The 24,407-nt window shown below is 56.7% G+C and carries 22 protein-coding genes and 2 pseudogenes; 13 read left to right on the forward strand and 11 right to left on the reverse strand.

What is annotated here, in order from left to right:
* Nucleotides 1-19: 19 nt before the first annotated feature.
* Nucleotides 20-2,422, reverse strand: coding sequence for a single-stranded-DNA-specific exonuclease RecJ (recJ, locus tag QQ91_RS13275; protein WP_166275349.1), 2,403 nt, complete (start codon nucleotides 2,420-2,422; stop codon nucleotides 20-22).
* Nucleotides 2,423-2,518: 96 nt separating this feature from the next.
* Between recJ and QQ91_RS13280 the strand changes: the two genes are divergently transcribed.
* The 3 genes from QQ91_RS13280 to QQ91_RS13290 all read left to right on the forward strand — a co-directional run bounded on the left by QQ91_RS13280 (nucleotide 2,519) and on the right by QQ91_RS13290 (nucleotide 5,691).
* Entirely contained in the window at nucleotides 2,519-2,920 is a 402-nt protein-coding gene (locus tag QQ91_RS13280) for a sll0565 family protein (RefSeq protein WP_166275351.1), read from the forward strand.
* Between the two features lie 127 nt (nucleotides 2,921-3,047).
* A complete protein-coding gene (cobM, locus tag QQ91_RS13285; protein ID WP_166275353.1) occupies nucleotides 3,048-3,872 on the forward strand; it encodes a precorrin-4 C(11)-methyltransferase in 825 nt (274 codons plus the stop codon).
* 463 nt (nucleotides 3,873-4,335) lie between these two features.
* Nucleotides 4,336-5,691: an aminopeptidase P family protein gene (locus tag QQ91_RS13290; RefSeq protein ID WP_236095890.1), complete on the forward strand. Its 1,356-nt coding sequence runs from the start codon at nucleotides 4,336-4,338 to the stop codon at nucleotides 5,689-5,691.
* Between the two features lie 201 nt (nucleotides 5,692-5,892).
* On the opposite strand, the gene QQ91_RS13295 is transcribed toward QQ91_RS13290, so the two are convergent.
* Entirely contained in the window at nucleotides 5,893-6,171 is a 279-nt protein-coding gene (locus QQ91_RS13295) for a peptidylprolyl isomerase (protein ID WP_166275357.1), read from the reverse strand.
* A 42-nt stretch (nucleotides 6,172-6,213) separates the two neighbouring features.
* Nucleotides 6,214-6,861 (reverse strand): class I SAM-dependent methyltransferase, encoded by a 648-nt coding sequence (locus QQ91_RS13300; protein ID WP_166275359.1) that lies wholly within the window; start codon nucleotides 6,859-6,861, stop codon nucleotides 6,214-6,216.
* A 151-nt stretch (nucleotides 6,862-7,012) separates the two neighbouring features.
* On the opposite strand from QQ91_RS13300, the gene QQ91_RS13305 reads away from it, so the two are divergent.
* On the forward strand, nucleotides 7,013-8,125 hold the full coding sequence (locus QQ91_RS13305; RefSeq protein ID WP_166275361.1) for a histidinol-phosphate transaminase: 1,113 nt from the start codon (nucleotides 7,013-7,015) through the stop codon (nucleotides 8,123-8,125).
* Between the two features lie 73 nt (nucleotides 8,126-8,198).
* Here the strand turns inward: QQ91_RS13305 and QQ91_RS13310 are convergent, their stop codons facing one another.
* A complete protein-coding gene (locus tag QQ91_RS13310) occupies nucleotides 8,199-8,999 on the reverse strand; it encodes a MauE/DoxX family redox-associated membrane protein (protein ID WP_166275363.1) in 801 nt (266 codons plus the stop codon).
* Nucleotides 9,000-9,501: 502 nt separating this feature from the next.
* On the opposite strand from QQ91_RS13310, the gene QQ91_RS13315 reads away from it, so the two are divergent.
* The 4 genes and pseudogenes from QQ91_RS13315 to QQ91_RS13330 all read left to right on the forward strand — a co-directional run bounded on the left by QQ91_RS13315 (nucleotide 9,502) and on the right by QQ91_RS13330 (nucleotide 11,831).
* Nucleotides 9,502-9,897, forward strand: coding sequence for a hypothetical protein (locus QQ91_RS13315; protein WP_166275365.1), 396 nt, complete (start codon nucleotides 9,502-9,504; stop codon nucleotides 9,895-9,897).
* Nucleotides 9,788-10,766: pseudogene (locus tag QQ91_RS13320) on the forward strand (RNA-guided endonuclease InsQ/TnpB family protein); the annotation flags it as partial. The gene QQ91_RS13315 and the pseudogene QQ91_RS13320, both read left to right, overlap by 110 nt.
* Nucleotides 10,767-10,808: 42 nt before the next feature.
* Entirely contained in the window at nucleotides 10,809-11,225 is a 417-nt protein-coding gene (locus QQ91_RS13325; RefSeq protein ID WP_166275367.1) for a heavy metal-responsive transcriptional regulator, read from the forward strand.
* Nucleotides 11,226-11,230: 5 nt separating this feature from the next.
* Nucleotides 11,231-11,831 (forward strand): annotated as a pseudogene (locus QQ91_RS13330) (response regulator transcription factor).
* Nucleotides 11,832-12,043: 212 nt separating this feature from the next.
* Here QQ91_RS13330 and QQ91_RS13335 read toward each other — a convergent pair.
* A complete protein-coding gene (locus tag QQ91_RS13335; protein ID WP_236095892.1) occupies nucleotides 12,044-13,510 on the reverse strand; it encodes a multicopper oxidase family protein in 1,467 nt (488 codons plus the stop codon).
* Nucleotides 13,511-13,777: 267 nt separating this feature from the next.
* Nucleotides 13,778-14,323, reverse strand: coding sequence for a DUF411 domain-containing protein (locus QQ91_RS13340; protein ID WP_166275369.1), 546 nt, complete (start codon nucleotides 14,321-14,323; stop codon nucleotides 13,778-13,780).
* A gap of 266 nt (nucleotides 14,324-14,589) precedes the next feature.
* On the opposite strand from QQ91_RS13340, the gene dxr reads away from it, so the two are divergent.
* The gene (dxr, locus tag QQ91_RS13345) at nucleotides 14,590-15,771 is read left to right on the forward strand and encodes a 1-deoxy-D-xylulose-5-phosphate reductoisomerase (RefSeq protein WP_166275371.1); all 1,182 of its coding nucleotides are present in this window, start codon (nucleotides 14,590-14,592) and stop codon (nucleotides 15,769-15,771) included.
* A gap of 66 nt (nucleotides 15,772-15,837) precedes the next feature.
* Here the strand turns inward: dxr and QQ91_RS13350 are convergent, their stop codons facing one another.
* The 3 genes from QQ91_RS13350 to QQ91_RS13360 all read right to left on the reverse strand — a co-directional run bounded on the left by QQ91_RS13350 (nucleotide 15,838) and on the right by QQ91_RS13360 (nucleotide 16,850).
* Nucleotides 15,838-16,026: a hypothetical protein gene (locus tag QQ91_RS13350; RefSeq protein WP_166275373.1), complete on the reverse strand. Its 189-nt coding sequence runs from the start codon at nucleotides 16,024-16,026 to the stop codon at nucleotides 15,838-15,840.
* Nucleotides 16,027-16,096: 70 nt separating this feature from the next.
* Nucleotides 16,097-16,588: a DUF2752 domain-containing protein gene (locus tag QQ91_RS13355; protein ID WP_166275375.1), complete on the reverse strand. Its 492-nt coding sequence runs from the start codon at nucleotides 16,586-16,588 to the stop codon at nucleotides 16,097-16,099.
* Entirely contained in the window at nucleotides 16,575-16,850 is a 276-nt protein-coding gene (locus tag QQ91_RS13360) for a TM2 domain-containing protein (RefSeq protein WP_166275377.1), read from the reverse strand. The genes QQ91_RS13355 and QQ91_RS13360 overlap by 14 nt, the downstream gene beginning before the upstream one ends.
* 273 nt (nucleotides 16,851-17,123) lie before the next feature.
* On the opposite strand from QQ91_RS13360, the gene QQ91_RS13365 reads away from it, so the two are divergent.
* Nucleotides 17,124-19,778 carry a M16 family metallopeptidase gene (locus QQ91_RS13365; RefSeq protein WP_166275379.1) on the forward strand — a complete coding sequence of 885 codons (2,655 nt, stop codon included), beginning with the start codon at nucleotides 17,124-17,126 and terminating at the stop codon, nucleotides 19,776-19,778.
* Here the strand turns inward: QQ91_RS13365 and QQ91_RS13370 are convergent.
* Together QQ91_RS13370 and QQ91_RS13375 are read right to left on the reverse strand one after the other, a co-directional pair.
* Nucleotides 19,775-20,767, reverse strand: a complete 993-nt coding sequence (locus tag QQ91_RS13370) for an ABC transporter ATP-binding protein (RefSeq protein ID WP_166275646.1) — start codon at nucleotides 20,765-20,767, stop codon at nucleotides 19,775-19,777. The two genes, QQ91_RS13365 and QQ91_RS13370, sit on opposite strands and share 4 nt — an antisense overlap.
* A gap of 98 nt (nucleotides 20,768-20,865) precedes the next feature.
* Nucleotides 20,866-22,065, reverse strand: coding sequence for a DUF445 domain-containing protein (locus QQ91_RS13375; protein WP_201277105.1), 1,200 nt, complete (start codon nucleotides 22,063-22,065; stop codon nucleotides 20,866-20,868).
* A 258-nt stretch (nucleotides 22,066-22,323) separates the two neighbouring features.
* Here QQ91_RS13375 and QQ91_RS13380 point away from each other — a divergent pair, with 258 nt between their 5' ends.
* The 3 genes from QQ91_RS13380 to QQ91_RS13390 all read left to right on the forward strand — a co-directional run bounded on the left by QQ91_RS13380 (nucleotide 22,324) and on the right by QQ91_RS13390 (nucleotide 24,241).
* On the forward strand, nucleotides 22,324-22,638 hold the full coding sequence (locus tag QQ91_RS13380; RefSeq protein ID WP_166275383.1) for a DUF2605 domain-containing protein: 315 nt from the start codon (nucleotides 22,324-22,326) through the stop codon (nucleotides 22,636-22,638).
* A 69-nt stretch (nucleotides 22,639-22,707) separates the two neighbouring features.
* Entirely contained in the window at nucleotides 22,708-23,001 is a 294-nt protein-coding gene (locus tag QQ91_RS13385; protein WP_445974543.1) for a DUF2973 domain-containing protein, read from the forward strand.
* Nucleotides 22,979-24,241: a YcjF family protein gene (locus QQ91_RS13390; RefSeq protein ID WP_166275385.1), complete on the forward strand. Its 1,263-nt coding sequence runs from the start codon at nucleotides 22,979-22,981 to the stop codon at nucleotides 24,239-24,241. Before QQ91_RS13385 ends, QQ91_RS13390 begins: the two co-directional genes overlap by 23 nt.
* Nucleotides 24,242-24,407: the final 166 nt, after the last annotated feature.

A 24,407-nucleotide genomic window follows, 5' to 3' on the forward strand; every position in this document is an offset into this window, starting at 1 on the left:
AACGGGCCGGGCGGGGGCTTTAGCCCAGGTTCCCCAACAGATGGGCAGGATAGGCATACCAGTCGCGCAGGCGCTGAAACTCCTGCAGCAGTCCCACGGTTTTGGGAAACCCCCGGCAGGGATAGCCCATCTCCCGCAGGGCCGCCACAAGGGTGCTGGGGGCAACCCACCAGGTTTGGCCCAGGGCCAGTAAATTGATCGGCTGGTCGCGATCTTGATTCAGGTAGGTTTGCAGGTGCGATCGCAACTGCTGGGGACTGGGAAAATCGGGCTGGGCATTTCGCACATAGATGGTGCTGGGTTTGCCCAGGGCCAGCAGCCACTGCAGGTGGCTCCAGGAGGGCGGCAAGGTCCAAAGAATCAAGGTTTCACAGGGTTGGGTAGGACGGTCATACTCCACGCCATCCGTGTCCGGGGAGGGGGCTAGCTGCGGTCGATCAAACCCATAAACCAGGATATTTCCCTTGATCTCAGGCAGAAGCTGATCCCAGGGTCGATCTAAGGGCAACCAGTGGCGGGGGCGTTCCGGCCCCTCGGGAAGGGGCGGCTCCGGACACTGTAGCCAGCAATCGGCGGCCGCGGGCGGAGAGGACTGAGGGGCGGAGGGCCTTTCCCCCTGAGGCCAGGAGGGGGCAGCGTCGCTGGGGCGAAACCCCAGCAATTCCAGTTCCAGAGACCGTTCGCCATTCCAGTAGTTGTCCCGGAGTCGATAGGCAATATCAATACAGTCCGGCAAGGGGGCATATTCTCCCCAGCGCCAGGCCATGGCCTTAAAGACGGGCGCTGATTCTGAGGCAGTGGTCACGGTCAGTTTCAGATGGTTGCGCTGTTTTCCCAGTTGGGTCTGTTCAATGACGCGCACATCAGGGGTCCAAAAAACAGGCTCAGGATTGTCAATGCCGCAGGGATGCAACTGATCAATTTGGGTAAACAAATCCCAATTTAAATCCTCAAAGCGGGCCTGGGCATCAATGACGACCAGGGGCTTAAGCTGACTTGACTCCAGGCATTCCTGGGAAAATTCAATGAGCTTACTTCGCAGTTCAGGCAGCTTCTGGGCCGAAAGGGTAAAGCCTCCTGCAGCCCTATGTCCCCCAAACTTATCCAGGCAGTCCCGACAGTGGTTCAGGGCCGCGAAGACATCGAATTCGGGGATGCCCCGCGCCGATCCGCGCAGAAGGTCTTGATCCTCATCTTCTTCATAGGTGGCGATGAACACCGGCACCCCGTAGCGTTCCACCAGGCGAGAGGCCACAATTCCAATCACCCCGTGATGCCAGCCGGCGCGAACCAGCACCAACACGTGATCGCGGTGGGGATGGGGGGCCTCCAGCCCCTCTCCGCCGCGCCGAACCATGGCGATCGCCTGCTGCTCAATCTGGATACAAAGCTGCTGTCGCTCGCGATTGATCCGTTCGCAATCCGCCGCCCGATCCAGGGCAACGCTCCAATCGTCGGTGGTCAGCAGATCAATGACGGTTTGGGGGTCGGCAATGCGGCCGACGGCATTGATGCGGGGGCCGAGGCGAAACCCAATGGTGTCAGGCTTCAGGGCATCTTTTTCCCCCAGGCCACTCCCGGAAACCTGAATCAGCGCCTGCACCCCAGCGTAGCTGGACTGGGGTAACAGCTTCAGTCCGCGCTTGACCCACCGCCGATTCACGCCCGTGAGGGGGGCTAGATCGGCGATGGTGCCTAGCGTAAATAGGGCCAGCAGGGGCGTAATTTGCTTGGTCTGGCCCAAGCGCTGCGCCAAGCAAACCGCCAGCACGTAGGCCACCCCCACCCCCGCCAGGCCCCGATAGGGGGATTGGGCATCGAGCAGCTTCGGATTCAAGATGGCATTGGCGGGAGGCAGCTGAGGCGGCAGATCGTGGTGATCAGTGAGGATGACCGCTAGGCCCAGATCACGAGCGCGGGCCACGGGATCGTAGGCCGCAATGCCATTGTCAACGGTGAGGATGAGTCTTACCCCGTCCTCCGCAAACTCTTCCACAATTCGACGGTTGATGCCGTACCCTTCTGACATCCGGCTGGGAATGGCATAGTCAATCTGGGCACCCAATCCTCGCAGCGCTCGCAATAGAAGGGCCGTGCTGGTCATTCCATCGGCGTCATAATCACCACAGATCGCGATGGCGTCTCCCTGTCGAATCGCCTGCTCCAACAGGTCCAGACTGACCGGTAAATCCCTAAACTCATTCAGGGGCGAGGGGAGCTGTGCCTGTTCAGGATTGAGGAAGATCTCCGCTGCCTCCAGTTCCTCAATGCCATGGTTCACCAGGACCGCAGCCAGCAGGGGGCTTAGACCCGTATGCTCGGCGATGCGTCGAACGGTATCGGGATGGGGGGACTGAATCACCCAGCGCTGCTCCAGGGGGGTGGGCGGGGCAGAGGCAGAGGCGGCGGTAGGCAAGGCCATAAGGAATATTTCTGAGGTTGGGTACTCTAAACTTTAGTGTAGAAACTGTAGTGTAGAAACTTTTGGGTAAACCCACACCGAGATGATGAATCCCCATTGCCCCACTACGTTGCGGATGAGGCCATGACTGAGCGATCGCCCGCGGACCCTTCTGCCTCCTCCCCGGCCGCCTTCGACTTTGATCAGTCGCTGCAGGAAATTGAAGCCAAAATTGATCAACTCAAACAGCGCCGCGAGAAGATTTTATTGGCCCGTCAGGGGCAGGTGGCTCGCCAGGGGCGGCGAGTGGATCCGGAGACGCTGAACGTCATTCAAGACACCAAAGCCATCGCCGAAGACCTGAGCAAGATTGAATATCAGCTTGCCAGTGAGGTGATTGACTGGGTGGGGGAAGACTATCTGTCTTGGAAAACTCCTGGGGAGTCGTTTTGGACATTTTTTCGCTACGCAGGGATTGGGTTCCTGGTTGCGATGGCCTTGCATTGGCTGATTCGCTAATCGGGCGTCATGGGAGAACCGCAAAGATTGTTAAGCTCACCCCCGGGTCTACCAATCAGATCTAGGATCAAGAACAGATTGGACTGCCCCCCTGCGGGGCTCCCCCCTTGCTTCGGATGTGACTGCAATGACTGCCTCTTCCCCTGTGTACTCTCAGCGTGACCTTACCCCTGACCTGGCTCCGGCTGTGTATATCCTCGGAGCTGGCCCTGGCGATCCAGAGTTGCTCACCGTCAAAGCCCACCGCATCCTGCAACAAGCCGATGTGCTGATCTATGCCGATTCTCTAGTGCCGCGCCAAATGCTGGATCTGGTGCGGCCCGACTGCGAGATTATTCACACCTCAAACAAAACCCTGGAGGAGATCTTGCCCCTGATGATGGCGCGAGTGCGATCGCACCGATCTGTGGTGCGCCTCCATTCGGGCGATCCCTGCCTCTACGGTGCCGTACACGAGCAAATGCAGGCCCTGACCATGGCCCAAATTCCCTTTGAAGTGGTGCCCGGCATTAGCGCCTTTCAGCTTGCCGCCGCGCGGCTGAAGGTGGAGCTAACGGTGCCCGAACTGGTGCAGAGCATCATCTTGACCCGGATTAGCGGACGAACTCAGGTGCCCCCCGCCGAGGAACTGGCAGGTTTGGCGGCCCACCGCGCCAGCCTCTGTCTTTATCTCAGCGCTCGCCATGTGGAGGCGGCCCAAACAAAGCTCCTGCAACATTACCCGGCCCAAATGCCCATTGCCATCTGCTATCGCCTTGGCTGGCCCGATGAGCGCATTGTGGTGGTGCCCCTGGCCGAGATGGCGGCGGCGACGGAACGGGAAAACCTAATTCGCACCACCATGTATCTCATCAGTCCGGCCCTCTCTCAGCCCACAAACGAACGGCGATCGCGGCTTTACCACCCTGAGCATGATCACCTATTTCGACCCCAGGGAACTGGCTCCCCTTGACCCCATCGCTGCGGGTCGTGATTAAAATCAAGGGCACCACCGGATCTGGGGTCCAAAAGACTTGCGGACCCGTACGGCTGCACGAGTCCGCAATAGATTCAGACGGTACCTAGACATCTCCCACTAATGGTCGCTCTGAACGGACTTGAATCCTTCATCGGTGGGAACAAAGTAGAGGAAGCGACACAAACTCCACACTGTCTATCGCTACCCTCTCCAGGTTCTGCCTTGTTTAGCGTCCTGACGTCGCTCTCCTTCGGAAGCTAACTACAGGTCACAGCGACATAACCCCTGTCCAACGCAGAAATGCATCGTCTAGAACGAGTCCCCGGAAAGGGATGATTCTTGGACCTCAGTAACAAATTTAAAAATCTTTTATAAACTAAAGTCCACTACATCTATCTTTACCTGGATTCTCCGACCCAATGCTTAATTGATTCTGAAATTCTCAAGATCTATGCCGATGGACGTAACGCCTTTGCCGATTCTCCAGCAGCGACGAGCGCGCCTGAGCGACTGCTGTGCGGAACCGGTGCTCCTGTGGTCTGGAGCGCCAGTAGCGCGTAACTTTGCAGCCAATTGCTACCCCTTTCGAGCCAGCAGTCACTTTTTGTATCTGGCCGGTTTGCCCATCATGAATGCGGTCTTTGCCCTAGCCGCTGGGCGCAGCATTCTTTACTGGGATGAGGCTTCCCCCGAGGACGACCTTTGGCATGGACCCACGCCCACTCGGTGGGACCTGGCTCGATCGGCAGGCATCGATGAGGCCTACCCGCTGTCGGCCCTGGAGCAGTGGCAAGATCAAGCATTTGCAACCCTCCCTGCCCCGGACCTCCTGACCCAGCAACGGCAACGGGATCTTGCCGGGCCAGCGGTCCCTGGTATGGCCCAGCGCCATCAGATCCTGGCCGCTGCGATGATGCGCTTACGTTTGCAGCAGGATGAGTTTTCCCTGGCCCAAATTCGCACCGCGGCTGCGGTCACTGTGCAGGCCCATCAAGCTGGAATGCGGGCCACGTTGCGATCTCACACCGAAGCAGAGGTCCGATCGGCCATTGAACAGGTTTTTATATCCCACAACTTGGTTCCTGCCTACGGCAGTATTGTCACCGTCCACGGCGAAGTTCTACATAACCCCCATTACCACCATCCCCTCCAAGCTGGGGACCTGCTACTGGTGGATGCCGGGGCTGAGACGACCCTCGGCTGGGCCGCTGACGTGACGCGAACCTGGCCGGTCTCTGGCACCTTCAGCCCCACCCAGCGCGAGATTTATCAAGTGGTCCTGGCGGCCCATGATGCCTGCATTGAGGCGATCGCGCCGGGGGTAGAATATGAGGCGATTCATCGCCTCGCCCTGAAGGTCCTGGCTGCGGGTCTGGTGGATCTCAAGATTCTTCGGGGCGATCCCGAGAGCTTGGTCGATCAGGAGATTCCCAGCTATTTTTTCCCCCACGGAGTGGGTCATTTACTGGGGTTGGATGTCCATGACATGGAAGATCTCGGTGACTTGGCCGGGTATGCGCCCGGTCGCCAGCGGAGCCAACGCCCTGGATTCAGGTACCTGCGATTGCACCGGCCTTTGCAGGAAAATATGGTGGTAACGGTGGAGCCAGGCTTCTATCAAATCCCAGCCTTGCTCGGATCCGCCAGGCAGCGGGGGGAATCGGCCATTTGCTGGGACCAGCTAGACAAGTTTCGCGATGTGCGCGGGATTCGCATTGAGGATGATGTGTGGGTGAGCCCCCAAGGCCCAGTGGTGCTCACGGCTGCCCTGGCGAGCAGACCTGAATCAGTGGAGGCCCAGCTGAAATCTTAAATCGGGTGAGCTCGAACCCTGAGGAAGGGGAGAGACCAAGCCGATCCGCGGGCACACCCAGGCACACTCAAACACACCCAAACACACCAGTCAGGGTGTCAATAGTGTTGACCCTAACTTGATGTGTCTGCTTGACTCTTTTTTATCAGCGCTTTTATCAGCGCTTTGTAAGCACTGGGCTGAGGGCAGGCCGCAACTGCCTTAGCTGCGATTGGTCACCTCTAAAAGGTGATACCCGAACTGGGTTTTCACCGGGCCTTGTAAGGTGCCGACGTCAGCACTAAAGACCACCTGATCAAATTCCGGGACCATTTGGCCAGGGCCAAACTCACCGAGATCGCCTCCTCGTCGGCCGGAGGGGCATTGGGAATGGGCCTTGGCGATTTCCGCAAAGTCTGCTCCTCCCTCAATCTGGGCTTTTAAATCTTCACAAGCCTCCAAGGTGGGGACCAGGATATGCCTCGCACGGGCTTTCGCCATAGTGAATCCTCAAATGTATTGAACGGGTTGTTGCTGAGCCTATCATTTTTTCTGAGCCAGCACCGCGTAAAACGGATCGCGGCTCATCCCGCCCATCCATCCCAGAATGGCTGAGATTGCCGAGACAGATTGCACCACCTCGGGGGCGGCGAATCCCGGCGTTTTTTCAAAGTAGGACTGGACCAATTGGACCCGATCGACCTCGCGGGCATCACGCCAGGCCTGAATGGCCTTTTGGTAAAACATGCGATTGGAGAAGCTCACCAGACATAGACCGCCTGGGGTCAGGACGCGGGCAATCTCGCTGAAGACGGCCTCGGGATATTCCAGATACTGCACAGACACGGCAATCAAGACTGCATCGAAGCTGGCCTCGGGGTAGGGCAAAGCGGGGTTTTGGTTGAGGTTTTGGCGGATGTAATGGTCCAAGCGCGGGTTACGGGCAAGCTCCTCCTCATTCATGCCGTGCCCTTCCACATGGGCAAAGGTCATCTCCTTCGGCAGATGTGATACCCAGCTACTCATCAGATCTAAAAGGCGGCTGTTGGGCTGGAGGCGATCGCGGTAGAGGTCCGTCAGTTGCTGGATGAAACTGTCATCGACATGGGTGACAAACCGGGGAATATCATAGAAATCATCATCGCTGGCTGGATCGAGCTTTTGGCGCTGTTCAGGTTTGAGTAAAGGCATGAAGGCAGGATTCATAAACTGTAGAGATGACAAGCGGGGCTGCTGACCCAGGAACAGAGCGTCCTCCCCTACAATCAAAAGGTTGCAATGGGGTGAGACAATCATTCCTATTGATTTTAAGAAAGATTTCAACTGAGGGTGAACCACCGGTATGCTGCCGTTTATTCGTTCTGACTTGGCTCAACTGACGACCTACAAAGCCGATCCAGAAGGATCAGAGCGTCCTCCCACCCAGGGTCGGGTTGACCGCCTGGATACGAATGAATGCCCCTACGACTTACCGCCAGATCTCAAGCGATCCCTGAGCGATCTTTACCAGACTCAAATTGAGGCCAACCGATACCCGAACGGAGATCACCGGGCACTCAAGCAGGCGATCGCCGCCTATGCCAGCGAAGCCCTTGCCGGAGACCTGGACGCCCAGTGGATTTCTGTGGGGAATGGGTCCGACGAGCTGATTCGCTCGGTGCTGATGGCGACCTGTCTTGGGGGCGAAGGATCCGTCCTCGTGGCGCAGCCCACCTTTTCCATGTACGCGATTCTGGCGAAGACCCTGGGAATTCCGGTGGTCAGCGTGAATCGCACCCCTAGCTTTGCTATCGATCTGGCAGCGGCACAGCAGGCCCTTACGGCCCCGCACCATCCCCCGATTCGGGTGGTGTTTGTGGTGCATCCCAATTCTCCCACCGCCAATCCGCTCACCTCATCCGAGGTGGAGTGGTTGGAGAGTTTGCCAGAGGAGGTGCTGGTGGTGGTGGACGAGGCCTATTTTGAATTTAGCCAGCAGACCCTGATCGCCCAGGTTCTGCAGCGACCCAACTGGATGATTCTGCGCACCTTTTCCAAGGCGTTCCGGCTGGCGGCCCATCGAGTGGGGTATGGCGTGGCCCATCCTGAGATAATTACCACGCTGGAAAAGTTACGCTTACCCTACAACCTGACGGCCCTGTCCCTGGCGGCAGCAGAGCTGGCCATGGATCACCGCCACAGGTTACTAGAGGCCATTCCGGGTTTGCTCACGGAGCGAGACAACCTGTTGATGCAGATCAAATCGCTGCCCCACTTAAAGGTTTGGCCGAGTGCCGCGAATTTTATCTATGCGCAAGCGCAAACCCTTGCCCAGTCGGAGCAGATCCACCAGGCAATGCAGCAGCAGGGAACGTCGATACGCTTCACGGGAGGGGGTCTGCGGATCACGGTGGGATCGCCGCCCGAGAACCAGCGAACCTGGGAACGTCTGCGCCAGCTGATGCCGTCGTGTTGAACCCTTGACTCTCTGGGGATTGATGCCGGTTACGCAGATGAAAGTTGCGCAGAGGAAAGTTGCGCAGAGGAAATCAAGCCTGTTCCTGATGAAGTTGAACAATTGCAGGTGGGCGAAATTCCGGCGATCGCGCTGATGCGGGTGTCCCTTCACCAACGGCTGTGAAGATCAAAAACGCTCCCATTCCAGCCATAATCGCGTTTTCAGCAAAGCTCACGATCCCCAGGGGGGTTTTTGTATTGCCTCCCACGCAGGCGCAGTTCAACGCGAGTTTATCAATATAAACTGCCTTGAAGACTGAAATTGCGCCGCTGGTGCCGATCAAGAGGGAACTAATGCCTGTAATCAAGGGAAGCCCACCCGATAGAAATCCAAGACCCATCAGCAGTTCTGCAACGGGATAGACCTTGGCATAGGGCTTAAATCGCTTGGTGATCAAGTCATACTTCTCAAAGCCTTCCATAAAGGCATCCATATCCATGAGCTTCAGCGAGGCCAGCATAGACAGGGACACCCCCATAAAGCCGGTCATTCCCAGGGAAGCGGCCAGGGTAATCAGGCCAGCGGTTGAGAAAAGGGCGATTACCGGGGTGTAGGAATAATCGGCTGATTCTGCTGCAACGTTAAAATATTCGGCGAGGTCAGTGTAGCCCCCAATGCGCTGTTCACCAAAGAAAATCTGAGGGGTAGTGGAAACGTTGTGTTTAGCTTTGAAGGCCTCGACTTCCGCTTTGGATCGCAGTTTGTGGTCTTCAAACTCCAGGCCTTGATCCTGAAGTAAGTGGATGGTTTTGAGTCCCCAGGGGCATTCATGATCTGGCATAGACATGCGATAAACCTTCACAGAGTCCGGGGGTGCAAGTTGATTTGACATCCTTAAAGTGTCCTCGATACGTTAAAGTGTCCTCGATACGTTATTGTCCTCGCTCCTCGTCCCCAGCATGGATCCAGCATCAATTTACTGCGGTTAACATCGCAGGACCGCGCCTCTTGACCGCATTGCCCGTTGAGGGTAACCCCCACGATGGTTCCGAGCGCCAAGGGTGGGCGGGGGGAGCCTGAATCTAAACAGGCGTCAGCGTTGTAGGCAGCCCAAGCCAGGGCCTGAGATCACTGTAAACCCTCTAGTCAACTAGAGGGTCAAGGGTCCCTAGCGGGGTATCCTCACTCAAGATCCATCCCGCTGGAGAAGCCCGGTTCCAGCACCGATATGGATCCCCACTCCTATTGATCCCCACTCACCTGAACGGGGCCAGACCTATCCCACCATTGCCTCTCCCTTTCGTCCAGATCTCCACTATGTACCGGCTTTTCTGTTAGCCGTAGGGCCTGCCCCTGGCATTATTCTCTGCCCCAATCGCCAATATGCCTATGTGGTGAAGCGATCGCTCCGGGACGTCCTGCGGCGGCGTTTGCGATCTCCTGACATTGTTCAGCGGCTGCTCCAGAACAACTCACCTCCGACGCCCTTGGAAGCGAAGGCTCATCCGCTGTATCAACCGCTGCGGGAGACAATGCAACAGCTGGGGATTTCGCGTCGCGACGTGGCAGGGGCCACGGTCCTTACCACCGGAGATCCCGTGGCGGAGACCGCTCAACTCTCGCAGCAGATCCTGGACCGCGACAATCCGGCCATTGAGGGATTGCAGCTAGACCCTGACGAAGTCACCCGTGAATGCTTGTTCGATTCAGCAAGCGTTTCTCTTGCCAGCGGATGCGCCCTTCCCGAATTACCACGTTCAGGCAAAGCGGTTGACTGCGGTCAAGGCTAACTTCCCTAGGCTCAAGACCGTGAATGCTCAGGTGCTTCAGCAAGTTCTCAGGAAGCTCGATGGCGCTTGGGAGTCGTGGCGGTTGAAACGATCTGGCTTCCCTCGGTTCAAAAAGCCGAATCGGATGCGCTCCTTTGGGTTCCCTCAGATGCTCAAGACCTGCATCAGTAATGAAGGGATGAAGCTGCCGCAACTGGGTTGGGTCAAGGTTCGGTGGTCACGGCGCATCCCCGACTTGTTTGAGATCAAACAAGCCCGAATCGTCCGTAAGGCATCGGTTCATCAAGTGCAGGGATGATTTTCGGGGAAGACCTGGAGTTCCGCATGATGGCCAAAGGAATGCTGGGTCAGCATCCGCTAGATGCAGGATGGGGGCAGTTCACTCATCAAATCCTGCCTGGGGTGTGCTTCAAGCGAGAGGTGTATTACGGCAAGGTTGACCCAAGAGGGACGAGTCAGGACTGTCCTGATTGTGGTGCCAAGGTCAAAAAAGACTTGAGTGTCAGAATCTCTCACTGTTTTGAATATGGGTCAATCAAGCCAAGCGCCATGGCTGCGGCTCAAGTCATTTCCGTAGGCAACGGGGAATAGAAAATGCCTGTGGAGTCGGGGGGACAGGGAGTTCAGTCATGAAGTCTAGTCAATTAGCACTGAAGCAGGAAATCTTGGGGGCGACCCCAGGAATCTCTCTCGGTCTCAAGATGGTAGACCCTATACCGGCATCGCCCAGCCGGTGCCCACAACCATACTTTGGGGCTGAGGCTTTGGTGGCAGGTCCGACCGGAGTCATCCCAGCGAAGCGCTCTCTAGAACGGAATTGGCTTTTTAGGCAGGAGTCGCATCCCAGCTTTGACCCTACAGCGGGCTAGAGGGTTTAAAGTGGCAGTATGTGCTTTGGGAGATCAGGGTGAATGCCAGTGGCAGCGCGCTTCAGGATTGGAGAAGTTTCGAAACAAACCCGGACCTCGGTGGGGGCTTTACGCTACTACGAAAGCCTGGGCCTACTGCAATCCGTTCGCGGTGAAAACGGCTACCGCTACTATCCACCGGAGGCAATCCAGCAGGTGCAGTTTATTAAAAAGGCCCAGGCCTTGGGTTTTTCCCTGGAGGATATCCATGAGGTGCTCCATGTCCATCAGCAGGGGGATGTGCCGTGCGAGTTTGTCCGATCGCTGCTGCAGGAGAAAATCGCGCAGCTAGAGGATCAAATCCAGAAGATGCAGGCCTTTAAAGCAGAGCTTGAGGACTATCGCGATCGCTGGGCCACCACCCAGCCTCGCCCCCAACCAGGGGACATTTGTCCCCTAATTTCTACGGTTTCCCTGTAATTCTGATGCGCATTTTACTGGTGGAAGATGAACCGGATCTCGGATCGGCGGTTCAGCGCACCCTGATCCAGGAAGCCTACATCGTGGACTGGGCGCAGGACGGTTTAGACGCTTGGGGCTATTTAGAAAGCTATTGGACCCAATACACGCTGGCGATTTTTGATTGGCTATTGCCGGGACTGTCTGGGATTGAGCTATGCCAACGCCTCCGAGCGCGGCACAACCCTCTGCCGGTATTACTACTCACGGCAAAGGACCGTCCGGAGGACACCGCCGCAGGTTTAGATGCTGGCGCGGACGACTATCTGATTAAGCCGTTTCGTAAAATTGAACTATTAGCGCGCCTGCGGGCACTTCAGCGGCGATCGCCTCAGTTTCAGCCACAAAGAATTTCAGCTTTTGGAATATCTCATGCAGCATCCCCGGCAGATTGTCAGCCGAGATCAAATTCGCAATCAGCTTTGGGGACATCAAGCCGATACCATTAGTAATGTAGTGGCCGCGCTGATGCGTCAACTGCGTCGCAAGCTCTTGGAACTGGGCTGCAACGATGCCATCGAGACGGTGTATGGGATTGGCTATCGTCTTAACGTAGACCATGAATGAGCGCAAGCTATTTCGCCAGACGCGCTGGCGATTGGCAAGCGGGTATACCGGGGTGATGGGCATTATTTTGACGCTCAGCGGATTTGGGGTATATGAAGCCATTGACCATGCCCATCGGACGGCTGCGGACCGAGAACTACAGGCGATCGCATTTCGGCAGGTGAGTCAAACCTGTAACCGTCCAGATCGGCTTTGCCTTTTCACTCCACCTCCTATCCCCTCATCTCAATCGTTCCCATCATTCCCAACTCCTCATGGTCGAGGATGTGACAGTGGTAAACGGTCTTACCGGGATAATCCTTGAACGGAATTCGAATCCGCACCGTCTCTCCTGTTGGGACCAGCACAGTATCTTTCCAGGCGGGATAGGGCGTAGGCTGACCATTCCGGGCGATAACTTGAAAGGGATTTGTGTGTAGATGGAAGGGATGATCCATCACCCCCGTATTGGTAATTTCCCAGTCTTCTATGGTGTTCAAGACCACCTCCGTATCAATGCGCTGCGGGTCAAAGGGCTTGCCGTTCATTAAAAACACCATGCCCTGCCCCGGCGCCATACCGTGATTGAGCACAAATTGACGCACCCTTGTTGGATCGGGCAGAGCCTCCACTGCAATCAACCGCTGCGGGAACGATTGTGGCTGCACCTGCCCTGAATAGGTTAGCGTTGCCAAAACTTGAGGAGCGACAGAGTCGCGATCGCCCCTCATTCCTCCCATCCGGCCCCGCCCCATCATGCCCATCCGCCCCCGCCTATAGGGTAAGTTCAACAAGCGATATTGACCCAATTCCTGGGTTCCCTGAATCAGTACCTCGGCTCGCTCCCCCGGAGATAGGAGCAGTTCGGACAACTCGACGGGAACCGACAAGGGATAACCATCGGTGGCAATGAGATAAAAGGGATGCTTTTCTAGTGATAGGCGATAGAAGCGAGCATTAGAAGCATTCACCAGCCTCAATCGCGCCAATCCACCCGCAGGAATTGAAAACGCAGGATTGACCTGACCATTAACCGTCACCAGATCGCCCTCTCGTCCTGCCATCCGGCCCATCATGGACTGATGCGGCTCAACGATGAAGTCCTTTAGAAACAAAAAGATCTCCTCTGCCGCCTGAATTTCAGGGATATGATCCAGCGCGCCCCGAACCACAAAGATTCCCCCTAGCCCACCTAGAACTTGATCTGCAACATAGCCATGGAGATGGGGGTGGTAGTAGGCCAATCCCCCCCAATGATCGGGGGGAATCGAAAACTCGTAGGTAACCTGTTCCCCTCGGCCAACGCGCAGAAAAACGTTGTCGGCTGGGTCTGTGGGCGGAATGTGCAGGCCGTGGTAATGCAGGTTTGTCGGGTTGGACAGATTGTTTTGCAACCGAATTCGCACCCTATCGCCCGGTTTGGCTTCCAGACGGGGGCCTGGAATCTGGTTGTTGTAGGCCAATACCTCTATCCTTTGGCCCCCTAGCTGAATCTGACTCTGACGAGCCTCCAGATCGAGTTCTAGCACGCCATTGCGGCTGGGATAGAATGTCGATCCCCTGATTGGCGGCTTCGAGGGCGTTTGGGTTTGACCGCGACTGCACTGCGAGAGCAGGACAGCCCCGGCACTGCCTGCCGTCAACGCTAAAAATTGTCTCCGGCTGAGCGATCGCATCTCTTCCCCCTGGTGGATTATCATTACCTCGCAAGTGACATATTCCCGACGCCGACTGCTGAGGCAGTACGGCGCGGACTTCTCCTTCGGGTTGCCCTAGATTCGCGGTTTATCCTAATCGGCGCCCCAGTGAGGATACAAACCGTCCCTGACCTCATTAGGGCACACGATTATGAGATTGAAGTGAAAGGACCGCAAGTCCACCGCAGCCTCCGGTAAGGCTGAGGGGTGACTCGCCACCCTCAGTTTGGGAATTGAAGCCCCAGAGATTAGTGCCTTAGAGATTGCCGCTTAGGTGTTGTGCTCTGCAAACACTGCGGTTTTTCCTGCCTGATCAAAGGTAAAGACCTGGTAGGGTTCTCGGATATTGCCAGACTCCATGCCCGGTGACCCAAGCGGCATCCCCGGAACGGCAATGCCCACCACCTTGGGTTTCTCCGTGAGCAACCGCTTAACGTCCGCTGCCGGAACATGCCCCTCAATAACGTAGCCATCGACGATCGCGGTGTGACAAGCAGCTAAATCCTCAGGCACATTATGATCTCGCTTCACCCCTTCTAAGTTGTCCACGATTTTGTCTTGAACCTGAAATCCCTGAGCTTGCATATGCTCAACCCACGATCCACAGCACCCACAGGTTGGGCTTCTGTAGGTCGTGATTTGTCGAGCTTCGGGAGGGAGCGAGTTGGCGAGGGTCTCCCACCGAACTTCGGCGATCACCGGGTGCGGAACATCAGCGGGTACAAGGAGACTGTAAGCGCCAATGCCAATGCCCCCAGCCACAAGAATTGCCGACCCAAATCGCAACCAGGGGAGTGGGAAAGGTGTATTTGCCATTGTTCGGGAGAAGGTATTCAGGAAAAGGTGTTCAAGCAAGGGAGCGTTGGACGAGAGAACCATACCGCGCTTGAATCGGTGACGATCTCTCTTGGCTCCAGTATAGCCATTACGTCCCTCCTGGCTTGCCCAGATCGTCTCCACACCGTTAAGACCCAGGTTAGGAACATGAGACAGCTTGGCAGACCGCTTCGCTAAGGACAGTCTGTTGGACGAGGGGGCAACAGCGCTTAATATAGTCTTGCAACGCTTTATATTTTGTCGCCGTGAAAGCAATCACCCTCCTTGGGTCCACCGGATCCATCGGAACGCAAACCCTGGATATTGTGGCCTCTCACCCCGAGGAGTTTCGGATTGTGGGGCTGGCGGCAGGGCGAAATCTGGATCTACTCTCCCAGCAAATTGCCCAGTTTAAGCCGGAAATTGTGGCCATCGCCGATCCGACCCAATTGCCAGATCTGCGAAGCGCGATCGCCCAGGTAACACCGCAGCCCACTCTGGTGGCAGGATCCGAGGGAATTGCAGAGGTTGCCGCCTACGGCGATGCCCAGTCGGTGGTGACCGGGATTGTGGGCTGTGCTGGGTTGCTGCCTACCATCGCGGCGATTCAGGCTGGCAAAGACATTGCGCTGGCGAACAAAGAAACCCTCATCGCGGGAGCGCCCGTGGTTCTGCCCTTGGTAGAACAGCATGGGGTTAAGCTGCTGCCTGCCGATTCCGAGCATTCGGCCATCTTCCAGTGTTTGCAGGGGGTTCCGGCGGGCGGTCTGCGCCGCATCATCTTAACCGCCTCCGGGGGAGCCTTCCGGGATTGGCCGGTGGAGAAGCTGGCCAGCGTGACGGTGGCCGATGCCCTCAATCACCCCAACTGGTCCATGGGACGCAAGATTACAGTGGACTCAGCCACCTTAATGAACAAGGGGTTGGAGGTCATTGAGGCTCACTCCCTCTTTAATCTGGACTACGACCACATTGAGATCGTCATCCATCCCCAGAGCATCATTCACTCGCTCATTGAGGTGCAGGACACCTCGGTGTTGGCCCAGTTGGGCTGGCCGGATATGCGCTTGCCCTTGCTGTATGCAATGTCCTGGCCTGAGCGGCTTCACACCGACTGGAAACCGCTGGATCTGGTGAAATCTGGAGATCTTACCTTTCGAGAACCCAATCACGAGAAATATCCCTGCATGGGGCTGGCCTATGCTGCCGGGCGGGCGGGGGGAGCCATGCCCGCAGTCCTAAATGCCGCGAACGAGCAGGCCGTGGCTCTTTTCCTGGAGGAAAAAATTACATTTTTGGAGATTCCCCGCGTGATTGAGGCCACCTGCGATCGCTTTACAGCGCAAAATACCGCAACGCCCAGCCTGGAAGACATCTTAGAGAGCGATCGCTGGGCCAGGGCCGCGGTTCTAGAAGCAGCGGCTTCCCCCACGGCGATAACCCTTTGATTTTTTCTCTTGAGGAGGCTGGAGGGGTTAGCCCTACCCCTCCCCATGTTGAGGGTGGGGATCGGGTTACTCGGGCCGCTGATTTTTTCTAGACTGCCACAGCAAATAAAATAAAATGCCAAACTGGATTGGAATCAGGGCGGCATAGGCCCTCATCCAGTCCATGGGGACATTTAGCTGTTCAAAGCTGGTAAAGTAGGCGGTTCCTGCCAGGGCCAGGGCCAGCAGGAATAACAGACGAACTTCTTTTTTCATCGCGGTTTTAACCGATCATAGCCCACTGGCAAGGGTGACCCTCCCTGGATCGTTGATGATCGCAGCCGCCTTACCAGAGGTGTCCCAGGGGAGCCTGAGCCATCGCGGCGGCCAGTTCGCCACTGGCCTGAAGCTGCCATAGCCGCCAACCATGGTAGAGCAGCAGGACTCCCAAGCTTCCGAAAAGGACAGGCCATTGCCGGGCCATCCGTGAAAGTGGCGTGGAAATCCGCCGCCGCTGTTGAATCTCTAGCATCAGATGTCCGGCAAGGATCACAAAGAGGATCAAGACCAAGGGGCTCAATAAGTGAAATTCCATGGCCTGCTGCCAGTTCCCCTGGGCCATGGCCAGAAACGCCCGCGTCATCCCGCAAGAGGGGCAGGGGATGCCGGTAAAGTGACGAAGGGGACACTGGATCCATCCCCACGGCAGTACAGTTTCAGGGATAAACATCCGCAGCCCAGGCGTTGCGGTCAGCCCTAAGATTCCCCAGCGTCCAAACCACTCCCGGCGGGTTAAGGGCTGCAAGCGCTGCACAGATCCCCAACTAGAACCAGCCACGCTGACTATTGATGTAGGTGGCAACGAATTCCTGGTCACTTTTGGTGAGATAAATAATTCCTTCAATCAAGCCGATAATCCCCATGACCATGGTGGCCACCCCACAGGTGATCACGCCGCCCACAATCGTCACCAGCAGCATAATGAGTCCTTCTGTGGTGTACCCCAACAAAAACTTGTGAACGCCAAAGGCGCCCAACAAAATGCCACAGATTCCAGCCGCCACCTTTTTATCTGCGCCATTGCTTATGGGTCCGGTCATGACTCTTGCTCCTACACACCAATTTTGTCGGGCTTAGTATACCTTGATGTTCGACTATCGATAACGTCGGCTCCTGAACAACCCTGCGAGATCGGGGAGAGGTGCGAAAGTTTGGACGGCCCTCCCCAACAGACACCGGGGGGCATCGGGCGCGATAGAAACAGGGCGCGATGAAAAAAAATCGCCATGACCATATCGCCATGGCCATAAGGACGCGATGGCATTGGGCAATTGCTTCTATGATGAGATGCAACTGCGAAAATTGTGAAGGCTATGGAATCTGTTGCCGTACCTGGCTCATCTGCTTCATCTTCTTTGACCGCTGGGGTTCAGCGTCACGTTCTGACCAACGGCCTGGTGGTGCTCACCAAGCCCATCCACACCGCCCCCGTGGTCAGTGTCCAGGTCTGGTATCGCGTGGGCGGTCGCAATGAGTCGCCCCAGATCAACGGCATTTCCCACCAGCTCGAACATTTGATGTTTAAGGGAACCCGCAGCCGTCCTATCCAGTTTGGACGACTTTTTAGCGCCCTCGGTAGTGCCTCGAATGCCTTCACCAGCTATGACGTGACCGCTTACTACGGCACCGCTCGCCGGGATAAGCTTGGTGCCCTGTTGACCCTGGAAGCCGACCGCATGATCAATACCGTCCTTGACGCGGCCAACTTGGCGGCGGAAAAACGGGTGGTCATTTCAGAACTCCAGGGCTACGAAAATAGTCCCAGCTATCGCCTCGGTCGCCAGGTGATGCAGCGGGCCTTTGGGTTCCATCCCTACGGCCTGCCGGTGGGCGGTACCAAGAGCGAAGTGGAGACCTTTACCCTGGATCAGGTCCAGGACTACTATCGGCGCTACTACCACCCCGGCAACGCAGTGCTGGTGATCACGGGCGATTTTGATCTGGAGGGGGCCTTGGAGCGGGTGGATCAGACCTTTGGTGTGCTGCCGGGGGGGCCGGTGCCCGAGATGGACACCCCGGTGCTGACCCCGGCCATCGCCCAGTCAACACCCCTGCTTTTGGAAGAACCTGGTAGCGTTACGCTTCTGGAGCGGGTGTATCCCCTGGTGAGCAATCAGCATCCAGATGTGCCCGCCCTGGATTTGATGGATGCCGTTCTCAGCGCTGGCCATAACTCTCGGCTGCATCAGGCCCTTGTGGAAACCGGACTCGCCAGTCAGGTCAATACCTATAGCGCCACCCTGATGAATGGGGGCTGGTACGACCTCACCCTCATGGCGCCGCCGCAGACCGATCTAGATCCCCTGGAAACGGCCCTGAATCAAACCCTGCGATCGCTCTGGGAAGATCCCGTTACGGATGCCGAACTCGACCGGGCTCGCCAGCAGCTCATCACCCAGTTCATCTTTAGCAACCGGGACATCGATACCCAGGGCAGTCAGCTGGCCTACAACGAAATCACCACCGATGACTATCAATTTAGCGATCGCTATCTGGCTGCCCTCCACCAGGTCCAACCTCAGGATATCCAGCGCTTGGCCCAGACCTATCTACAGCCAGAGCAGGCCACCCAGGGAATTTTTAAGCCCAGCCAGCTGAGCGATACTCCCCTGCTGGTGAGCGGTGGGCAAACCCAGGAGGACTTTGGTCCTCACCAGCCCGTCGACCCCAGCGAGGTATCCAGCTATTTGCCCGCGGAGCAAGGCCCGGAACTAGAGGCTTCCACCGTTTCTCCAGAGTCCTTTGTACTGGGCAACGGCCTGCGCGTGGTTTTACTGCCAGACCACAGCTCTCCCACCCTCACCTTGGCAGGGCACCTGCAGGCGGGCAATGCCTACGATGCGCCCGGTCAAGGGGGCCTGGCGAGTTTGGTGGCTGACACTGTAATGGCGGGAACGGAATGCCATGATGAGCGCGCCCTCACTGAGCGGCTGGAATCGCGAGGAATTCATTTAGAGTTGCAATCCTATCGAGAGGGCGTTGAGATTGAGGGCTGTGCCCTCTCGAAGGACTATCCCCTCCTGTTAGAGACCCTGGCGGACATTTTGCAAAGGGCCACCTTCCCTGCCGAAAAAGTGGCCCTTGCCCAATCCCAGACCATGACCCAACTGCAGATGGAACTCGACGATCCGGCACGGGTCGGGCGACGCCACTTTCAGCAAGCTCTCTTTCCTGCCCCCCACCCCTTCTATGAATTTCCCACCCTGGACAGCCTGGCCAATCTTCGTCGGGAGGACCTGCAGCAACACTATCAACGAACCTATCGGCCCGAACATCTGATTCTGGCTCTGGTCGGCGACTTTGAGGTGGCGGCTATGCAGGATCATCTCCACCAATGGTTTGGGGAGTGGCAACGGCCGCTGCCCGCCCCGGCCCTGGTTTATCCACCTGTGACCCCGCCCAGTGTGTCCCAGCAGCTAAAAATCCCCCTGGCGGGGAAGACTCAGGTTTACAGCTATCTGGGGCATGTCAGCTTTAAGCGCAGCGACCCCTGCTACTACGGCGCCCTCATCTTGAATGAAATTCTAGGGGGCGATACCCTCTCTAGTCGACTGGGGAACGAAATTCGCGATCGCCTGGGCCTCACCTATGGCATCTATAGCTACTTCAGTGCAGGTCAGGAGACCGGATCCTTTGTGATTGAGCTGCAAACGGCCCCGGAAGACACCGAAGCGGCCCTACAAACCACTCTGAAGCTGGTTCGCCAATTGGTGCAAACGGGGGTCACCGCAGCGGAATTTCAGACCGTCCAGCGATCGCTCTTGAATGCCTATCCCATCGAGTTGGCCAGCCCGGATTCCGTGGCCCAGCGAATGCTACTCAATGCTGTGGACGGTCTGCCGCCGGAGGAAATGAGGCGCGTGCCGGAGCGGATTGCTGCGGTGACCCTCGATCAGGTTCAGCACCTTGCGCCCCAACTCATCTACCCCGACCAGATGATTCAGGTGAGTGCCGGATCCGGTCTTTAGCGGCTGGTGTGAATCCCCCGAGCCCGCAGCTGATGCAGGAAAAAATCCTCCAGGGACTGCCGCATCCGCGAAAGACTTAAGATCTGAGCCTGACCTGCATGGATCCCACGCAGCAGCACCTCAGGATCGCCAACATACTGTCCTCGCCATTGAGAACCGTGGAATTCGACATCCGCCATCAGGTGGCGCAGTTGCTCTGGGTCGCCGCCTTGGCCGGTCACCCGGAAGGAATCCTGCTGCTGCCCCAGGAGTTCATCCAATGAGCCCGCACACAGCAGTTCCCCCAGGGCTAAAATGGCCACGCGATCGCAAATACTCTCCACATCGGAGAGCACATGGCTATTAAAAAACACCGTTTTGCCCTGGGCCTTCAGGGAGACAATGATATCGCGCACCTGGCTGCGTCCTAGCGGGTCCAATCCCGACATCGGCTCATCTAAAAAGATAATCTTGGGATCATTCATCAAGGCCTGGGCCACACCAATGCGCTGCAGCATCCCCTTAGAATATTGGCGCATCTGCTTTTTGCGCGCCGACTTTCGATCCAGAGCCACCAGATCCAACAGCTCCGGAATGCGCGTTTTCTGAACTGACCGGGGAATTTGAAACAGGCGCGCCACAAATTCTAAAAACTCCCAGCCCGTCAGGTAGTCGTAGAAGTAGGCATTTTCAGGCAGATAGCCCAGGTACTGCTTGACCGAGCGATCGCCCAGGGGTTTTCCCAGAATCTGTCCCTGCCCCCCACTGGGATAAATAATGCCCAGCAAAATCTTGAGCAGCGTCGTTTTTCCCGCTCCATTGGGGCCGAGTAACCCAAAGGTTTCCCCGGATTGCACCGTGAGCGAACAGCTTTTGAGGGGGGTCACCACCTTATTGAGCCAAAAGCCGGTGCGATAGGTTTTCTTGAGCTGCGAAGTTCGTAAAATTGGCTCACTCGACGACAGGGGCGGATTGGCATTACCCGCTTGCGGAGCGACATCTTGAGACATAACAGGTCGAGAAATCACGCCTACATCACTCTCCAGAACACGACTGCTGATGGATTTTCCCAGTCACGGGTTGGTTGTGTATTTTTAAGTATTCCCAGCTAGCGCAAAATCAAAATCACAGACTGCAGAACCCCCACCAGCACCCCTAGAATACCGCCCAGGGCCACGATTGCCTTTAGCTCACTGCGCACAATTCCCTGAATCGCCGTTTCTAAATCCTCAGGCGCCGTTGCGTTCACCCGATCCATAATCACCTGATCTAAGTTTAAAATCGGTAAGGCCTGGGCCACAAGTTTTTCAATATCTCGCTCCAGGTAGCGCTCCAGAATACCGGCCAAATCCTGACTTACCAGAGCCAGGGATTCTTCCACCGCCGCCGAGGATCGCAGCCGGTTGAGCAAAATGGTGGCGCTCTCATCCCAATCAACCGACCGACTGAGTTTTTCAATGACCTGCGCCCCGCGATCCTGGACATAGCTGCGCACCCCCTCCCGAAAATTTCGCCTGAGCTGGCGCACAGTGCTCATGGGCAAACTCTGAAGCGAAAAACTCGAGAGCCACTCCACCAGTCGCCGCCGAATCCCCAGCGCCACAATCAGTTCCGCAATGCGCTGATTGCTGCCCACCGGATCATCAATGCAGTAGCTGCGGAGGCGGAACAGGGCGTTGCGAGCACCAAACAAGTTTGCAATGACCCAGTAGGTGCCACTGGTTTTCTCACGCAGATCAAGATCCAAGGTTTGGATGTTGCGATCGGTCAAAAAATCAATCAGCATCATACGCAGGGTATCCGGAGGGATAACCACCTCCAGCACCCAGTCAGCCAGCTTCTCCGATTGGTCCTCCGTCAGGTGCAGACCCAGCAGAACCTCGTCAAAAATTTGATTGAGCTGCTTCTTTAAAAACGATTCCCGGCGAGACAGGGCCAAGCTCAGGCGCGGAAGAGCCTGGTTGACCAGATCTCGCAGCACCTTGGCCAACACCTGGGCTGAAGAATCGGCACTGGGACCACGGCTCTGCTCCAAAGCCAGTTCCAGTAGCCACTGAATCACCATTTTTACCCGCTCAGGGGCTAGCAACCGCAAGGTAATTTTTTGCAGCTCACTCGGGGTAAGCAAGGACCCCATAATACTGTCGGAAATTCTCTGGGCCAGGCGATTTTGATTGCGAGGAATCAAACCAGGCGTGAAGGGCAGGCGCAGCCCCCCCACCTTTAGAGGCCGATAGGGCCGGAATAGCATGGTGATGGCTAGATCATTCGTAAAGTACCCAATCACACCGCCTAACAGCGGCGGCATGACGATTATTGATAGCGTCGACCAGTCCAAGCCTCTTCTCCGACCCCTAAAAATATCCGCGCCGCGTTTTTCCATTTTAAGGGCCGTCGGCCCCCTAGCTTGCAGTCAAGCTTGCAGTCCGTCCCAGGGCCTCCCCCGCAAGGGAGAGGCAACACTAGCTCCTCGCTGGCAGACTCCGCAGCTGCCCTCCCCCAGGATATTAAGAACTATGTATAAAATGAGGAAAGAATTGCTTTGCTCTCTCAGGAAAAGATTGCTATGCGGCCCTTCGACCTCCCCGATCAAGCCCTCCTTAAATCAGTTTTAGAACCACTGTTCGAGGATTTTCAGCATTGGTTTGGCCGCACACAGGTCATTCTGCAAACCCAAACTGTGGATTTTCTCAGTGAGACAGAACAAGCGGCCTTACTCCATCAACTAGATCAGGCGATGGCAGAGGTAACGGCAGCCCAGGCGTTATTTGGAGCCATGGGAGCCCAGGCAGGGGTGGAAACCACGGTCTTGATGAACTGGCATCAACTGGTGACCCAATGTTGGCAGGTGATTATGCGTTCGAGTCAGAGTGAAACGTGATAGCTTGGTAGGGGTAGCCTCACGCACGCTTTCCGTGGGTCATGTCCGGCTAGCTCTGGAGGATCAATCATGATGTGGCAGTTTCTCTATATCATCGCATTTGCGTTTTTGGCGGTGCTAGCCATTGGCAACTTAATGCGCAACCTATTTGTTCTGGGTTTAGATTCTCGGCGGCCCCCCTCGCGCCCCACTGGTCAGAGGTCGTCGGTGTCGCACCCAGAGCTTCTGGACGAAGAGGGTCGGGTCATTAATGAACCTCTTCTGGTAATGCGATCCATGAGCGTCGATGATGCACGCGAGCATCTAGATTCCCTCTATCGCCAGTCTCCCGGATCCAACGATGAAACCCTGGGCGAAGTTTAGACGCTTTTCTCCCCAACGATTAGGGGAATATTTGCCCATTCAAGCGTTGCACATCATTCCAGAGGCGCTTCGTCAGTGGTTTCAGGTAGACGAAGCCCGAATCGCCGAAATTTTAGCGCAGGTGCGCGCCCAGATCCCCACCACCGAGGTGCTGCTCCTGGGGAAACCTCAGTCGGGGAAAAGCTCCGTGATCCGGGCCCTCACCGGAGCCACTCCGGAAATTATTGGCCAGGGCTTTCGTCCCCACACCACCCACACCCAGACCTACACCTATCCCACCCGCGATCTCCCCCTGCTGGTGTTTACTGACACGGTAGGCCTTGGGGATGGCCAGGAAGACCCCGAGAAGATGGTGGAGGAGCTGATGATGCGGGTGTCTCCTCAGACCGCTGATCGCCAGGCCTGTGCCAAAATTATTCTGATCACCGTGAAGGTGAATGATTTTGCCACAGACTATCTGTTAAAGCTGCTTCGATCCATCCGCGCTCAGCATCGCGCGATTCCCACCTTACTCGTGGCCACCTGTCTCCATGAGCTGTATCCACCGAGCCAGAGCGATCACCCCCCCTATCCTCCCCTCCATCCTGAGATTGAACGCGCCGTGGCCACCCTCCAAGCGCAGTTCCAGGGGCAAGCAGATCGCTTTGTTCTGGTGGACTTTACCCTAGAGGCCGATGGGTTTACTCCCACTTTTTATGGATTAGAGGCCTTTGTAGAGGCGCTCTCTGCCCTTCTGCCAGAAGCGGAGTCTCGGCTGATTCATCAGCTTCTAGACCAAGCAGAGGCCGGAAATGCGATTGAATCGGTCTATCGGGAAGCCGGACGACGCTATATCCTCCCCTTTTCCATTGCGGCCGCCACCCTGGCGGCGGTGCCCTTGCCCCTGGCCACCATGCCGGTTCTAACCTCCCTCCAGGTTTCACTGGTGGCGCTTTTGGGCCGACTGTATGGTCAGCCCCTGAGTCCATCCCAGGCGGGGGGGGTGATCAGTGCCATTGCCGGGGGCTTTGTGGCCCAGGCCATTGGTCGAGAGCTGATTAAATTTGTGCCCGGGGTGGGAAGCGTGATAGCAGCTTCCTGGGCTGGGGCTTACACTTGGGCCTTAGGAGAAGGGGCCTGCGTTTATTTCGGGGACTTGATGGGCGGCCACCGCCCCGATCCGCAAAAGATTCAAAACACGATGCAGGAAGCCTTCAGGGCCGCCCAGGCTCGTTTTCGCAACAGTGCCTCAGAAACCTAGGGGCGCTGTTGCGCCCACCACATTGGCCAAGAGAGCATGGGCCGAGTGCAGTAAACTGGATAAGATTAAGGATACGTTACAAATTGATCTGACTGCACCGACAGTGAATCCGGTTGTAATCCCAATCCCTAATCACGTCGGGCGGCGCTGGCCGGGGCTTCGCAAA

The sequence above is a fragment of the Lyngbya confervoides BDU141951 genome (genome assembly GCF_000817775.3).
GTDB classification, from domain to species: domain Bacteria; phylum Cyanobacteriota; class Cyanobacteriia; order Thermosynechococcales; family Thermosynechococcaceae; genus Lyngbya; species Lyngbya confervoides.